This window comes from Curtobacterium sp. BNK-1 (genome assembly GCF_048685235.1).
Taxonomy (GTDB): domain Bacteria; phylum Pseudomonadota; class Gammaproteobacteria; order Enterobacterales; family Enterobacteriaceae; genus Pantoea; species Pantoea agglomerans.
Genome location: NZ_JBLQTJ010000002.1, coordinates 136,478 through 150,946, shown reverse-complemented (window position 1 = coordinate 150,946; position 14,469 = coordinate 136,478). Strand labels below are relative to the sequence as shown.

11 protein-coding genes are annotated in these 14,469 nt (G+C 54.9%); 4 read left to right on the top strand and 7 right to left on the bottom strand.

Features of this window, described 5'->3' with window-relative positions:
- Positions 1-31: 31 nt before the first annotated feature.
- Positions 32-2,359 carry an FdhF/YdeP family oxidoreductase gene (locus ACMGGP_RS19740; RefSeq protein WP_498798755.1) on the bottom strand — a complete coding sequence of 776 codons (2,328 nt, stop codon included), beginning with the start codon at positions 2,357-2,359 and terminating at the stop codon, positions 32-34.
- Positions 2,360-2,626: 267 nt separating this feature from the next.
- Here ACMGGP_RS19740 and ACMGGP_RS19735 point away from each other — a divergent pair, with 267 nt between their 5' ends.
- The gene (locus ACMGGP_RS19735; protein ID WP_223566300.1) at positions 2,627-3,157 is read left to right on the top strand and encodes a cyclophilin-like fold protein; all 531 of its coding nucleotides are present in this window, start codon (positions 2,627-2,629) and stop codon (positions 3,155-3,157) included.
- Between the two features lie 173 nt (positions 3,158-3,330).
- Here ACMGGP_RS19735 and yajD read toward each other — a convergent pair whose 3' ends face one another.
- Positions 3,331-3,678 (bottom strand): HNH nuclease YajD, encoded by a 348-nt coding sequence (gene yajD, locus ACMGGP_RS19730; RefSeq protein WP_003850685.1) that lies wholly within the window; start codon positions 3,676-3,678, stop codon positions 3,331-3,333.
- A gap of 791 nt (positions 3,679-4,469) precedes the next feature.
- Between yajD and ACMGGP_RS19725 the strand changes: the two genes are divergently transcribed.
- Positions 4,470-7,574: an efflux RND transporter permease subunit gene (locus ACMGGP_RS19725; RefSeq protein WP_045139847.1), complete on the top strand. Its 3,105-nt coding sequence runs from the start codon at positions 4,470-4,472 to the stop codon at positions 7,572-7,574.
- A gap of 59 nt (positions 7,575-7,633) precedes the next feature.
- Here ACMGGP_RS19725 and ACMGGP_RS19720 read toward each other — a convergent pair whose 3' ends face one another.
- Complete coding sequence (locus tag ACMGGP_RS19720) at positions 7,634-8,659, bottom strand: alpha/beta hydrolase (protein ID WP_033759924.1); 1,026 nt, start codon at positions 8,657-8,659, stop codon at positions 7,634-7,636.
- A gap of 68 nt (positions 8,660-8,727) precedes the next feature.
- Positions 8,728-9,921, bottom strand: coding sequence for an MFS transporter (locus tag ACMGGP_RS19715; RefSeq protein WP_498798754.1), 1,194 nt, complete (start codon positions 9,919-9,921; stop codon positions 8,728-8,730).
- Between the two features lie 133 nt (positions 9,922-10,054).
- Here ACMGGP_RS19715 and ACMGGP_RS19710 point away from each other — a divergent pair, with 133 nt between their 5' ends.
- Positions 10,055-10,951 (top strand): LysR family transcriptional regulator, encoded by an 897-nt coding sequence (locus ACMGGP_RS19710; RefSeq protein WP_498798753.1) that lies wholly within the window; start codon positions 10,055-10,057, stop codon positions 10,949-10,951.
- Between the two features lie 63 nt (positions 10,952-11,014).
- Here the strand turns inward: ACMGGP_RS19710 and ACMGGP_RS19705 are convergent, their stop codons facing one another.
- The 3 genes from ACMGGP_RS19705 to ACMGGP_RS19695 form a co-directional block, all read right to left on the bottom strand.
- Positions 11,015-11,191: a con-10 family general stress protein gene (locus tag ACMGGP_RS19705; protein ID WP_010257023.1), complete on the bottom strand. Its 177-nt coding sequence runs from the start codon at positions 11,189-11,191 to the stop codon at positions 11,015-11,017.
- 354 nt (positions 11,192-11,545) lie between these two features.
- Positions 11,546-11,833, bottom strand: coding sequence for a type II toxin-antitoxin system RelE family toxin (locus tag ACMGGP_RS19700; protein WP_033759930.1), 288 nt, complete (start codon positions 11,831-11,833; stop codon positions 11,546-11,548).
- On the bottom strand, positions 11,833-12,072 hold the full coding sequence (locus ACMGGP_RS19695) for a type II toxin-antitoxin system RelB/DinJ family antitoxin (protein WP_010257033.1): 240 nt from the start codon (positions 12,070-12,072) through the stop codon (positions 11,833-11,835). The genes ACMGGP_RS19700 and ACMGGP_RS19695 overlap by 1 nt, the downstream gene beginning before the upstream one ends.
- A 359-nt stretch (positions 12,073-12,431) precedes the next feature.
- On the opposite strand from ACMGGP_RS19695, the gene ACMGGP_RS19690 reads away from it, so the two are divergent.
- Complete coding sequence (locus ACMGGP_RS19690) at positions 12,432-14,405, top strand: methyl-accepting chemotaxis protein (RefSeq protein WP_498798752.1); 1,974 nt, start codon at positions 12,432-12,434, stop codon at positions 14,403-14,405.
- Positions 14,406-14,469: the final 64 nt, after the last annotated feature.

Below are 14,469 nucleotides of genomic sequence, written 5' to 3'. Positions count from 1 at the left end.
GCTGGCAACATTCGCAAATTGAGACGCCTGACTAGCGTAAAACGCCTGAGGTCGTCCGGGTCTCGTCAGTGACACGTTTCATGGATATCGGAATACTTTTATAGGCGGGAATGCCGCTTTTGGTATCGTGGCTGTCGAGCGGAACCATCACATTGGCTTCGGGATAGTAAGCGCCGACCGAACCTGGGGCCATATCAATAATCACGATGGTCAGGTTTTTCATCTGGCGCGAGGTGGGATTGCCATCCGGGTCCAGCGCCATCAGATCGACACGGTCACCGACCCGTAACTGTCGCTTCTCCGCCTCTTCTGCATTGATAAACAGCACATCGCGGCGGCCTGTCACGCCACGATAGCGGTCATTCAGCCCGTAAAGCGTGGTGTTGTACTGATCGTGACTGCGCAGGGTAGTGAGCACCAGATCATGGCACTTCAGTGACCGGGGATCTTCATTGATGCCCTGCATCACTTTAAACTGCGCACGGCCAGATGGCGTCAGCCAGACGCGCTCTGATGCGGCGTTATAGAGCCGGAATCCACCCGGATGCTTAATCCTCTCATTGAAGTTTTCAAACGCCGGGAACACCGCTTCAATGGCATCGCGGATGCGGCTGTAATCGGCTGCCATGGCCGACCAGTCAACCACGCTGTCCGGCAGCGTTGCCTTCGCCAGTGAGGCGACCAGCGCCGGTTCAGACTTAAGATGGGGTGAGGCGGGATCCAGCGAACCGCGTGAGGCATGCACCATCGACATCGAATCTTCCACGGTGACGCTCTGCGCGCCGGTTGCCTGAACATCGGTCTCTGTTCGGCCCAGCACCGGCAGCAGATAATTATGTTTACCCAGTAACAGGTGCGAGCGGTTCAGTTTGGTCGCCATATGCACCACCAGATCAAGATTGCGCATCGCCGGGAACGTGACCTGTGGATCGGAAATCGCTTCCGCCAGGTTGCCGCCCAGACACAGCAACGCTTTGGCTTTGCCGTCGCGCATCGCCTTTATTGCCTCAATGGCGCCGTGACCATGCTTCTGCGGCGGGCGGAAACCAAACACCCTCTCTATGCCATCCAGCAGCGACTGCGGCGGGATCTCTGTGATGCCCACTGTGCGATCGCCCTGCACATTTGAGTGACCGCGTAACGGACAGATACCTGCACCCGGCTTGCCGATATTGCCGCGCATCAGCAGCAGGTTAGCGATTTGCTGCACGTTCTGAGTGCCGTACTGGTGCTGGGTAATTCCCATGCCATAACAGATGATGGTACGTTCAGCGCTGGCGTAGAGCCGGGCAATATGCTGGATCTCCTCACGCGCCATGCCCGAGACTTTCAGGATATGCTCCCAGTCCGTGCTTTCCAGGTCGGCTTTCAGGGCGTCAAAGCCTTCAGTGTGCTCAGTAATAAACGCTTCATCAATGACGCCGGGTTCGCCTTTGCTCAGCGCCTCCTCGTGCATAGTGAGCAGGATCTTCATCACCCCTTTCAACATCGCTGCGTCACCGCCAACCCTGACCTTGTAGTAGGTCGATGCCAGCTCAGTGGAGCTCATTGACAGCATCTCAATCGGGCTCTGCGGCGAAGTAAAGCGCTCCAGGCCACGTTCACGCAGCGGGTTGATCGCCACAATAGTGGCACCGCGTTTCGACACTTCCCGTAGCGTGCCCAGCATGCGCGGATGGTTGGTACCTGGATTGTGACCGATACAAAGCACCAGGTCGCAGTGATCAAAATCTTCCAGCTCTACCGTTCCTTTGCCGACGCCAATTGACTCCGGCAGCCCGACACTGGTCGGTTCATGGCACATGTTTGAGCAGTCAGGGAAGTTATTGGTGCCATATTCGCGGGCGAAAAGTTGCCACAGAAACGCCGCTTCATTGGAGGCGCGTCCCGAAGTATAAAACTCTACGCTGTCCGGATCGTCGTAGCTGCGCAGATGCTCTCCAATCTCCCGGAACGCCGTCTCCCATTCGATGGGCTGATAGGTATCCGTAGCGGCATTGTACTTCATCGGATGGGTCAGGCGGCCTTCGCCCTCCAGATGCAGTGCGCTGCGCTCCCACAGCTCAGTCACGGTATGAGCGGCAAAAAATTCCGGTGTGGTGCGTTTGCTGGTCGCTTCCCAGGAGACGGCTTTTGCGCCGTTTTCGCAGAACTCAAATGATGAGGCATGTTGCGGGTCGGGCCAGGCGCAGCCCGGACAGTCAAAGCCCTGCGGCTGGTTGACTTTGAACAGGGCGATCACATCCTGTTTCACAGACATCTGGCCGCGGATAGCATCGGCAACCGCCTTCAGTGCGCCCCAGCCTCCGGCGGCACCCCCATAAGGAGCGATGCCATTTGTGCGATTTTGCTCTTTCATAATGCTCCACATTGTCTCTGTTGTTATTTGTTAAGCCTGGTACAGAAATAGTTGCAACAACGTGGAAACCGGCTGTTATTCAGGGAAATTATTTCTCAAAATGTTTCGACAGTCCGAAACGTAAGCCGCAAATCAGTTCAGCACATCAGATGAAGCGCAGCGCATCCGGGCTGTTGCAGAATAAGCGGCGCGCGAGTTCCGCCGACAGGGTGATGGTGCAGCGAAAGGGTGAAGGATAAATCTTTACCATCAGATAACGGCGGGTAAGTGAGCCAGTTTATTCAGGGCTGGACGGCGATCGCAGTAACGCACTCCATGTCTGAACAGATGCGCCATAATCCGGAGAGCAACCTTATGAAAAGAGCCTTACTTTTTCTGATCTTACTTTCCACCTATAGTCTGATACCCGCTAAAGCCAGTGGCCCGGTTCGGGCAGGAGAGCTGCGTCCCATGAAGATTATTATGACGATCAACCATCAGTCGTATGAGATTGCGCTGGCGGATAACGCCACCGCGGAAGCATTTGTACAGCAACTCCCGCTGACCATGACGATGGAGGAGCTGAACGGCAATGAGAAGTTTGCAGACCTGCCTGCTGCTCTTAATAGCGATCCGCATAAACCCGGCACGATCCAGCAGGGCGATGTGATGCTGTATGGCAATAAGACGCTGGTTCTTTTTTACGAGACATTCCAGACCTCCTATAGCTACACGCCAATAGGAAAGGTGCTGTCGACAGATAGCCTCAAAAAGCGTGTCGGTGAGGGGGGGATTGACGTACGGTTCTCCCGGCCATAACTGATATCAAAATCTGAAATAACCGGCTGGTAAAGGATTCATATCGCGCTGAGTCTGGCCAGGGTGGCATCTGGCATGACGGACTACGTTATGTTCTGGCCGCGGCCAGACATTGTGATTCTCTTCGGGAAGCGACACTGTCAGGCAGGTTGGCCAGCCTGACAGTTCAGCCATTACTTCTTCTTATTCAGCATCGACTTCAGGTCAGCAAAGGGATTGTAGGTGGCCTCACCAACATCTTTTTGTGCGTCCTCGCCAGCCACTACACGGGTGCCATACTGGTCAGCCTCGGTGTACTTTGAGTGCTCGTGGTCATGACAATAGAGACACAACAACTCCCAGTTACTGCCATCTTCCGGGTTGTTGGTGTGGTCGTGATCGATATGGTGGACCGTCAGTTCGCGCAGGTTTGAATAAACAAACTCGCGTGAGCAGCGTCCACACACCCACGGATAGATTTTAAGTGCTTTCTCACGGTAGCCGCTTTCCAGCCGCGTGTAGTTTTTAGGGATCAAAGCCATTGCCGGGATAACCTGTTATGAAGAGAAAATTTCACGATAGTGATGCCAATATATCCCATAACGGAACAGAAGAAGAAATCATCGTGTTCCTCGGGACGGGAGGCTTTAAAATCCAGAGGGTTAGCTGAAAATCAGCATAGCCGCCTTATATGATTTTTCCAGCACGTCTCGCAATCCTGAATAACTGCCGGGCCTGTGAGAAGGCACAAAATCATGTCGCTGTGATGAAAAATCAAAAATGATATATCTCTACGTTCCCGCTCACGCTAACCCAATTAATCAGCAGGATAGCGCCCAAAACATCCCTGTTTACCGCTTTGCTTAAAAAATGATATCAAATGTAATGCATGACACCATAAACGGCCCAGAAAATGGCGTTAGCACCTAGATAAGTCCAGCATCCCAGTAGGCTATGGGTTCACGACGGGTGCGGAGTTTAGGCAGGAAGGCCAGTAAATAGAGGGCAGAGGCGATAAGCGAAACGAAGTAGAAAAATTTCATGGTTTTCTCCTGATCATTATCCTTTATTTGAGAATAGTCAGGGCTCACCATTTTGCTTAATGCATCAGCAGATTCGTTATGGATCGGCTTTCTCTTTGATGCCCACATCGGATGTCAGCACAGTTAAATCCGCGATAAATCGAAAATGCAGCGTCACGGTACGATCAGCCAGCCTTAAGAAAAGATCACGTCAGGATGTTCAGCCTGAGGTTACACCCTATAATCAACGCTGTTTGTTAGCCTGCAGGAATGCAGGTTTTGCACCCGCCCAAAAGGAAGAGATCCCGCTGATGTTTTCTCGTTTTTTTATTTATCGTCCCGTTTTTGCATGGGTTGTTGCCATTTTAATCATGCTGCTTGGCGCGCTCTCTATTACCCTGTTGCCGGTTGAACAATATCCCGATGTTGCACCGCCTTCGGTGAATATCAGCGCAACGTACACCGGTGCTTCTGCAGAGACGCTGGAGAACAGCGTCACGCAGGTGATCGAGCAGCAGCTTACCGGGCTGGATAATCTGCTCTATTTTACCTCCAGCAGCAGTTCACAGGGGAATGTGTCGGTTACCGTCACCTTCAGTCAGGGCACCGATCCGGACACGGCTCAGGTGCAGGTGCAGAACAAGGTGCAGCAGGCGCTCTCCCGTCTGCCCAGCGAAGTGCAGCAGCTTGGTGTTACCGTGACCAAATCGCAGTCAAACTTCCTGCTGGTGATGGGGTTGTATGACACCACGGGCAAAAGCAACAGCACGGATATCGGTGACTGGCTGGTCAGTAATATGCAGGAGCCGCTGGCCAGGACCGAAGGCGTCGGTGACATTCAGGTGTTCGGCGGTCAGTACGCGATGCGCATCTGGCTCGATCCCTTCAAACTAAACTCCTTTGCGTTGCAGCCCTCCGATGTGTCGGCGGCGATACGCTCGCAGAACATTCAGGTTTCAGCCGGTAAAATCGGCGGCCTGCCATCGCCCGACAATCAGCAGCTTACCGCCACGGTCAGAGCGCAGTCGCGACTGCAGACGCCAGAGCAGTTCCGAAACATCATCGTCAAAAGCGATAAAAGCGGTGCCATCGTGCGCGTGGGTGATGTGGCGCGGGTGGAGCTGGGCGGCGAATCCTATGACATGACAACCCGACTCAACGGGCATCCTGCGGCGGGTGTCGGTGTGATGCTGGCGCCGGGCGCGAATGCGCTGGCCACAGCGACGCTGGTGAAAAACAAAGTTGAAGAGTATCGCCACTCAATGCCGGAAGGTTACGAGGTGGCCTATGCGCTCGACAGCACTGACTTCATCAAAATCTCCGTTGAGGATGTGGTGATCACCCTGATTGAAGCGATCGCGCTGGTGGTGGTGGTGATGTACCTGTTCCTGCAGAATATCCGTGCGACGCTGATCCCGGCGCTGGCGGTGCCGGTGGTACTGCTCGGCACCTTTGGCGTACTGGCGCTGTGCGGCTACACCATCAATACCCTGACGCTGTTTGCTATGGTGCTGGCCATCGGGCTGCTGGTGGATGATGCCATCGTGGTCGTCGAAAACGTCGAACGCATTATGCATGACGAAGGTCTGCCGGCGCGTGAGGCAACGGAAAAGTCGATGAAAGAGATCTCCGGCGCGCTGGTGGCTATCGCGCTGGTGCTCTCCGCAGTATTTCTGCCCATGGCCTTTTTCGCCGGGTCGACCGGTGTGATTTACCGGCAGTTCTCCATCACCATCATCGCCGCCATGACCTTCTCCGTGGTGGTGGCACTGACCCTGACGCCTGCACTGTGTGGCATGTTGCTGCGGCCGACCTCACCCCATCGTAAAGGCTTCTTTGGCGGTTTTAACCGCTTTTATGCCGCCACCGAGCGCCAGTATCGTCACAAAGTGGTGAGCACTCTGCGCCGTCCGCTGATCATGGTATCGCTTTATGCGGCAATGGGCGTTGTGCTGTTTGTGATGTTTACCCGCTTGCCGGGTAGCTTCCTGCCGACTGAAGATCAGGGCAGCATCATGCTTCAGGCGACATTGCCAGCGGGTGCCACGGCCAGTCGCACTGAGGCAGTCAATCAGCAGATTGTTGACTGGTTCCTGACTGAAGAGAAACAGAATATTGATGTGGTCTTCACCATCAACGGTTTTAACTTCAGCGGTGCTGCGCAGAATGCCGGTATGGCGTTTATTAAGCTTAAGAACTGGGATCAGCGACCGGGTAGTGAAAACTCTGCCGAAGCGATTGCCGGGCGCGCCACCTACGCGCTGGCGTCGATTCGGGACGCGCAGATCTTTGCGCTGACGCCGCCGTCGGTGCCGGGTCTGGGACAGAACAACGGCTTTACTTATGAGCTGCTGGCCAGTGGTGGCACCACGCGTGAGCAACTGGGCAACCTGCGCGATCAGCTGCTACAAAGCGCAGCGCAAAGTCCGGAACTGCTCGGCGTACGGGCCAATATCCTGCCGCAGACGCCGCAGTTGCAGGTCGATATTGATACCAGCAAAGCGGTGGCACTGGGACTGCAGCTGGATGACGTGACCGATACGCTGACCAGCGCCTGGGGCGGTGCCTATATCAATGACTTCATCGACCGGGGTCGGGTAAAGCGGGTCTATGTGCAGGGCGACGGTCAGTATCGTTCATCACCTTCGGATCTGGATAAATGGTACATCCGTAACAGTGAGGGCACCATGACGCCATTCTCGGCGTTTGCCTCGACCCGATGGACCATGGGACCCGAAAGCCTTAACCGCTACAACGGTTCTGCCTCCTACGAAATACAGGGGCAGAACGCCGAAGGGTTCAGCTCCGGCGATGCCATGAACACCATTGAGCGACTGGCCAATGAACTCCCGGCAGGGACCACAGGAGCATGGAGCGGTCTTTCGCTGCAGGAGAAGCAGGCGGGCGGGCAGTCAACCACGCTGTATGCGATCTCGATTCTGGTGGTGTTCCTCTGTCTTGCTGCGCTGTATGAGAGCTGGTCGGTGCCTTTCTCCGTGCTGTTAGCGGTGCCGCTCGGCGTGCTGGGTACCGTGCTGGCGGTGGCACTGCGCGGATTAAGCAACGATATCTACTTCCAGGTGGCGTTGCTGACCACGGTCGGACTCACCTCCAAAAACGCGATACTGATCATCGAATTTGCGGAGGATGCGGTTCGTCGGGGAAGTTCGCTGAGCGCGGCTGCGTTGCAGGCAGCGCGAACCCGTCTGCGGCCGATTATGATGACGTCGCTGGCCTTTATCGCCGGGGTGATCCCGCTGGCGGTGGCGACGGGTGCCGGTGCTAACAGCCGCATCGCCATCGGTACCGGTATCATCGGCGGTACGCTGGCAGGTACGGTACTGGCGCTGTTCTTTGTTCCGCTCTTCTTTGTGCTGGTGAAGCACTACCTGACCCGCCATCGCAAAGGCCAATAACGCAGAAAGCCCGTCTGCAGGCGGCTGCAGACGGGCTGGGATCAATGATTAGCGGAAGATTACAAATGCTGTTTAAAGAAGGCGGTCAGCTTCGCAAACGGGATCAGGTCAGTGCGGTCATAAAGGTCCACATGGCCTGCATCAGGCACGATATAGAGCTCTTTGGGCTGTGCCGCACGCTGGAACGCATCTTCGCTGAACTCGCGTGAATGCGCTTTATCACCCGTGATGAAGAGCATCGGGCGCGGTGAGATGGTCTCAATGTCATTAAACGGATAGAAGTTCATGAATTTCACGTTGCTGGTGAGCGTCGGGTGCGTGGTGAGCGCAGCTGAACTGTTTTTCGGTGTGAACTCACCGCGAGGCGTCCGGTAAAAATCATAGAACTCTTTGGCTATCGGAGGCGAATCAGCATCGATTTTATGTGGTGTACCACTGGTGTACTCAGTTTTACCCCCGGTGAACTCTACATAGCGTTGCTGTGCCGCCGCTTCAATGATTTGCTTACGCTGCGCCAGTGTCTGGCTTTTATTCAGCGCATTACGGTTGGCTGACCCCATGTCATACATGCTGACGGTAGCAATGGCTTTCATGCGGGGATCAATCTTCGCTGCGCTGATGACAAAACTGCCACTGCCACAGATGCCCAGCACACCAATCCTGTCGCGATCGACAAATTCGCGGGTACCCAGGTAATCCACGGCTGCGCTGAAGTCTTCGGCATAGATATCCGGAGAGACCGCGTTGCGTGGCTGACCTTCACTTTCGCCCCAGAATGAAAGATCAATTGCCAGGGTAACAAAACCCTGCTCAGCCATTTTCTGCGCATAGAGGCTGGCGCTCTGCTCTTTGACTGCGCCCATCGGATGACCTACCACAATTGCCGGAAGGCGCGCCGTTTTACCGGCCTCTTTTGGTCTGTACAGCGTGCCGGTCACACCCATCTGATACTGGTTTTTAAAGGTGACTTTCTCGCGGGTGACTTTATCGCTTTGATAAAAGTTATCGGCGCCGCGTGACATATCGGCAGCGCTGGCCGCAAATGAACTGATCAACAGTCCAAACATCAGGGTTAATGCTCTCATAAGAAGATCCTTATCGGGGTTGACGACGTGAGGGCAACGGGTTGCCCGGTTAAACAACACATCTGCTATCAGGCAGCGCTTTCCTTACGGGCGGTGATCATCGCCAGTCCGGCGGCAGTGACCAGTAACGTGGCGCTGATGGCAAAGGTGGTCTGCCAGCCTGCATGGTCAAAGGCCAGGCCACCCAGCGTCGACCCCAAAGCAATCGACAGCTGTACGATGGCCACCATTAATCCGCCGCCGGTCTCGGCATTTTCCGGAAAGGTTCTGGCGATCCAGGCCCACCATCCGGTTGGTGCCGCTGTTGCCACCAGTCCCCAGATGCCAAGCAGTGGCGCCACCAGCCACAGGTGATGACCAAACACCATGAGCAGCACCGCAACCAGCGCCATAATCAACGGGATGATCATCAGGGTCAGATAGAATCCGCGCTGCAAAACAGCACTGATAATCAGCGTGCCGATAAAGCCGGCGACACCAATAGTCAGCAGCACCAGCGACAGCGCAGAAACGTCAACCTGCGTCACGGTTTCCAAAAAGGGACGGAGATAGGTAAACAGGGTGAACTGGCCCATAAAGAGCAGGCCGCAGGCGGTCATACCCACCGTAACCAGTGGCGAACGCAGCAGCTGCAGAATTTTTCCTCTGCGCTGCCGGGCCGAGTTGACCGGCATCGATGGCAGCGTGAACGCCTGCCAGATCAGGGCGATCAAGGCTACCGGCACCAGGCTGAAAAAAGCCCCGCGCCAGCCAATGACAGAACCGAGATAGCTGCCCAGCGGTGCAGCGATAACCGTCGCCAGCGCATTGCCGCCGTTGAAAATGGCCAGCGCGCGCGGCACCTGCCCGGTAGGGACCAGCCGGATAGCGACCGCCGCTGACATCGACCAGAAACCGCCAATCACCACGCCAATCAATGCCCGGCCAGTCATGTAAGTCAGATAGTTGGGTGCCATCGCCACCATCAATCCGGATAGTGCCATTACCAGCGTGAGCGCCAGCAACAGAATTTTGCGGTCGAGGTTCCCTGCGATGCGGGTTATTGAGAGGCTGGTGATCACTGCCAGTGCGCCGGAGATAGCGATGCCCTGTCCGACCAGACCTTCGCTGACCGCCAGATCTTGTGATAACGGCGATAACAGGCTGACCGGCATGAATTCAGAGGCGATGAGCGCGAATACACACAGCGTCATTGCCCATACACCACCCCAGTGCGCTTCTTTATGCCGGGGGGAACAGTCAGTTGTTTCCGTGGAAGTCATGTTGTGTCCTGTTTCATTGTTTGCGGTGCTGATGAACTCAGGAAATTTTACTGTTTCGCTTTATATTGACTAGCTAATGAATCCTTAATGGGGTTATAACCAGAACTTATAAATCTATCGGCGGGAGTGCAGTATGAAGCGCAACATGAATGACCTGCAGGCTTTTATTACCGTGGCGCGTGAGGGCAGCTTTACCCGCGCGGCAGCGCTGCTGGGCGTGACGCAGCCCGCGTTAAGTCAGACCATTACCGCGCTGGAAAACCGGATGGAGATTCGGCTGCTTACCCGCAAGACCCGTAACGTCTCACCGACCGCGGCGGGTGAACGGTTAATCCAGGCGATTGGCAATCGGTTCGATGAAATTGAGGCGGAACTGGATATGCTGACCGCGATGCGGGACAAGCCAGCCGGCACGGTACGGATCACCTGCGGGCCGCATATTCTGAGCTCACTCCTGATGCCAAAGCTGACGCCATTGCTGGCGGCTTATCCTGATATCCGGCTTGAGTTCGATGCTAATCATGGCTTACGCAATATCGTGGCCGATCGATTTGATGCAGGGGTCAGGATGGGAGACACCATTGATAAAGACATGGTGGCGATGCCGATAAGCCAGCCATTACGGATGGCTGCGGTGGCCACGCCCGACTACTTTCGTCGTCATGCTGCGCCGCAGGTTCCGCAGGATCTGCTGCATCACAACTGCATTAATATGCGGCAGGCCACAGCGGGTGGGTTGTACGTCTGGGAGTTTGACGGTGAAGAGGGGCCGTTAAATGTGCGGGTGGATGGACAGCTGACGTTCAACACTTCGGCACACATTGCAGAAGCGGCTCTCGCCGGGCTGGGGATCGCTTTCCTGCCTGAGCAGGAAGTCGCAGAAGGGCTGGAGCAGGGCACCTTGATCCGCGTGCTGGAGCGCTGGTGCGAGCCGTTTCCCGGCTATTACCTCTACTATCCCAGCCGCAAGCAACATTCACCCGCTTTTACCCTGGTCAGAGAGGCATTAAGGCTAAAAGAGGGGGCATGATGAACCTTATTGGAATAGATGCCATTCCATGGCGTAATACGTCCTAAAGCGCTTTATTCAGAATTACTTAGAAGGACGGCGACTAATTTTGCCTCCTTTCCGACCGGCTTCCCTGGCTTTTTCAGGATCGTTTTTGAAATTGCCCCCACTGGCCTTGCCTCCTGCACTGCCAGCTTCACTCGCCCGTTCTGGATCGTTGGCAAAATTGCCGGCACCACCTCTGTATTTCTGTTGTGTCATAGGAAGACCTCATATCAATGTTCCATTAGATAAAAAGGACTAGCTAGTCACACCTGCAAGCATAGTCGCCCGCTTCGTTTATGCAAATGCACAGACTTAAATTATTGATAGGTCTGATTTTAATTTTTCGCAGAGGGATAGCTGGCAGCAGCTGGATGAGAAAATCACGTTCGCCGCGCAGGATGAACAGCAGGAAGCGAGGGGATCAATGGGCTACGGTTCCGGCGACACGCTGCCAGATTTACGCGACCTGCCTGCCGAAGCTCGGGAGCGCTGCGAACAGCACTGGAACCAGCAGAGTGACAGATAAACAGAAATAGCGCCGCTTTGTTTGTTAGCGGTGAAGTCTCCTGTTTAAGAGAGACGCCTGGAAGCGGCAGAATAAACCTCTGAGCGCTCTCTTTTCCCGACAGCCACCACAAAAACCACCACCCGGTCATCAATAACCTGGTATACAAGTCGATAACCGGATGACTTTAGCTTGATCTTATAGCAGTCAGGCATCCCGCTGAGTTTGTTCGCCTCAATTCTGGGTGACTCAAGACACTCAGCCAGCTTCTTTTTAAGCTGTTCACGTACTGTCGGGCCCAGCTTGCGCCACTCTTTCAGTGCCCTCTGATCGAACTCCAGTTGCCAGGTCATTAAAGGTCATCCAGTGTGACCCGGACAGGCTCAGGGTTTCGCAGGCGTTCTTTAACTATGTCTACTAACGCCGCATCTTCGTCACTGAGTAACGTTTGCTTAAAGGGAAGACGTTCATTATCTGCAATATATTCAAGCATCAGGCGCAGCGCATCAGAAGGAGTCACACCCATTTTTTCGAGCGCAGCATAGGATCGTGTCTTCAGGTCATCATCGATTCGAATGTTAATTGTGCCCATAGCGAGTTCCTTTGTATTTACACTTGACATTACAATTGTCGCACTGATGAGTCTGTATCGCAAACAGTAAACATCAGTCACCCGCACAGCCTTATATCTTCCCGGTAAAATCACGCTAAAGCTTATTTTATGCTACGAAAATATAACATCTTCATCCATTAAACCAACTGCAGCAATCGTTAAAGGTTTTCCCGCTACTGGCGATAACCAACAGGCGTTGAGCGCGCCGATCATTGATGAACCCGGCACTCCGCGACGAGTTCTGAACGCGAACGGACCTGCTTTTAGCCCTCCTTTTATACACACCAGAAAGCGCTAATTTAAGCGCAAATTACTCAAATAAAAGCGAAAATAATAATATGTCGATCATTAAGACGATCAAAAGACACCTGCCTGTTGCCCGTCTTAGGCGTAGCAGTCAGCCTGCCAATGGCACCTACGATTGTCGTGCGTTGCCAGATTCACTGGCCTCCGTGGGTTTAAGCTCGCGGGCGGGCGGCATCCTGATGACCTTCGTTCCGCCTGAAGCCGATTTTCAGCGGGTCAGTCAGGCCTGGCAGCGATTCAATTCCGCCGACCTGACGGTATTGACGCTCTCTTCCAACGGCGCGCTGAGCAGCAGCAGATCGCAAAGCACCTACTGTGATGGCAATGGCCCGGAGGGAAGCTACCTCTGGCTGCCGGACACACTGATCGCACGCCATGAGACGCATATTGTTGATCTGCATGTCGCCGACACGCAGACTGCCAGCCAGCGCATCACCGCCATCCAGCAGGAGCTGGCGCGCTTGCAGGTGCGGATGCCGCTCTCGGCCGATCGTACTTTCGCCATGATTTACTGCGACGGATTATCGGCATCCGAAGGCTTTCTGATGCAGGCCTGGTATAACAGCGGGCGCTTTCCCTGCCTGGCGATTGGCGGTTCGGCGGGAGGCAAAATCACCTTTGATGGCACCTGGATTGGTACAGGTGGCAAGGTGTTGCAGGGCAAGGCTGTGATTGTGTTCTGCCAGATGGCGCCAGGAAAATCATTTGCTCCTTTTAAAAGCCAGAACTTTACGCCACGCGATCAGAGCTGGCTGATTGCTGAAGCCGATCCGGTTGCGCGTACTGTAACGTCAGTATTTAACCGCCAGGGGCAGCAGCAATCGTTTGTTGCGGCGCTATGTGAACATCTTAACTGCAGCGAAGCGCAACTCAGCGAACGGCTAAAGGGACTCACTTTCGCCGTTAAAGTTGGCGGCGAGTACTTTATTCGCTCGATCGCCAAAATTGAATCGGGCGGCGTACACTTTTTCTGCGATCTTGAGTTTGGCGATCGACTGTTCCTGATGGAAGAGAAAGACTTTAAACAGACGACGCAGCAGGAGTGGCAGGCTTTTACCGCTCAGCATGGCAAACCCGCGGCGATCCTGATGAACGACTGTATTCTGCGCCGTGTCGGCAATGCCGATAAGCTGCATAATGCCCATTTCTTCAAAGGCATTGCCGCCGCCGGTTTTTCCAGCTTCGGCGAAATCCTGGGTGTGCCCATCAATCAGACGCTCTCCGCGCTGGTGTTCTTTAATCATGACGTCAAAGCGATGAGCCAGTTCCCGGTAGAGTACGCCGGCTACGCGGCACACTACGCGCAGCGAGCGTTGCGCCGCTGGGAAGCGCTGAACAGCATCCAGACGCGGGTGCTGGATCGGGTTATCACTTATCAGCAGGCGCTGACGCCGCTGATGGAGGCGCTGCCGGTGCTGGAAACAGCCACTCAGAGCCAGGGAGAAACCCTGAGCCTGGCAGAGAGCAGTATCCGTAACATCAGTAACATCGCCACCGAGAGTCAGCAGGCGCAGGGCCGGCTGGATGATGGTCTGGACGATCTGGAGAAAATTTCCAACGGCATCAATGAGATTACGCATGGCATCAGCAATATTGCTTTCCAGACCAACATCCTGGCGCTGAATGCCGCAGTAGAAGCGGCTCGTGCAGGCGAGGCTGGGCGGGGATTTGCTGTGGTCGCGGGCGAAGTTCGTCGTCTGGCGCACTCCTCAAAAGAGCAGGCTGAAGCTACGGCCAGTAACATCGGTGAGGCAGTCAGCACCATCTCACGTATCCGGCTGGTGGCCAGTGATTCGGCGCAGACCGCCGCCCAGATGGCAGAGCGCAGTATCAGTGCAGCCGATACGCTGGCGGCCATGAATCAACAGACGCGACATGAGCGCGCTGACATTGCGAAGCATCTCGGCAGCCTGCGTGAACTGACGCAGGGGATGGATGCAATGCAGGAGGCCGTCGCGCAGCTCAAGGTGTTACAAACTCTTTCCGGTGGGCAGGTTAAGGCCTGATTTATCAGCATAAAAGACAAAAAAGTGCGGTGTAAGCGTAACGACCAGGCAGGGCGGGCTTTCA

Bases quoted from the DNA above. Each gene is read 5' to 3' on its own strand.
- ACMGGP_RS19705 (WP_010257023.1), bottom strand. From the start codon at position 11,191: ATGACACAACAGAAATACAGAGGTGGTGCCGGCAATTTTGCCAACGAT.
- ACMGGP_RS19700 (WP_033759930.1), bottom strand. From the start codon at position 11,833: ATGACCTGGCAACTGGAGTTCGATCAGAGGGCACTGAAAGAGTGGCGC.
- ACMGGP_RS19695 (WP_010257033.1), bottom strand. From the start codon at position 12,072: ATGGGCACAATTAACATTCGAATCGATGATGACCTGAAGACACGATCC.
- ACMGGP_RS19740 (WP_498798755.1), bottom strand. From the start codon at position 2,359: ATGAAAGAGCAAAATCGCACAAATGGCATCGCTCCTTATGGGGGTGCC.
- ACMGGP_RS19710 (WP_498798753.1), top strand. From the start codon at position 10,055: ATGAAGCGCAACATGAATGACCTGCAGGCTTTTATTACCGTGGCGCGT.
- ACMGGP_RS19690 (WP_498798752.1), top strand. From the start codon at position 12,432: ATGTCGATCATTAAGACGATCAAAAGACACCTGCCTGTTGCCCGTCTT.
- ACMGGP_RS19725 (WP_045139847.1), top strand. From the start codon at position 4,470: ATGTTTTCTCGTTTTTTTATTTATCGTCCCGTTTTTGCATGGGTTGTT.
- ACMGGP_RS19715 (WP_498798754.1), bottom strand. From the start codon at position 9,921: ATGACTTCCACGGAAACAACTGACTGTTCCCCCCGGCATAAAGAAGCG.
- yajD (WP_003850685.1), bottom strand. From the start codon at position 3,678: ATGGCTTTGATCCCTAAAAACTACACGCGGCTGGAAAGCGGCTACCGT.
- ACMGGP_RS19720 (WP_033759924.1), bottom strand. From the start codon at position 8,659: ATGAGAGCATTAACCCTGATGTTTGGACTGTTGATCAGTTCATTTGCG.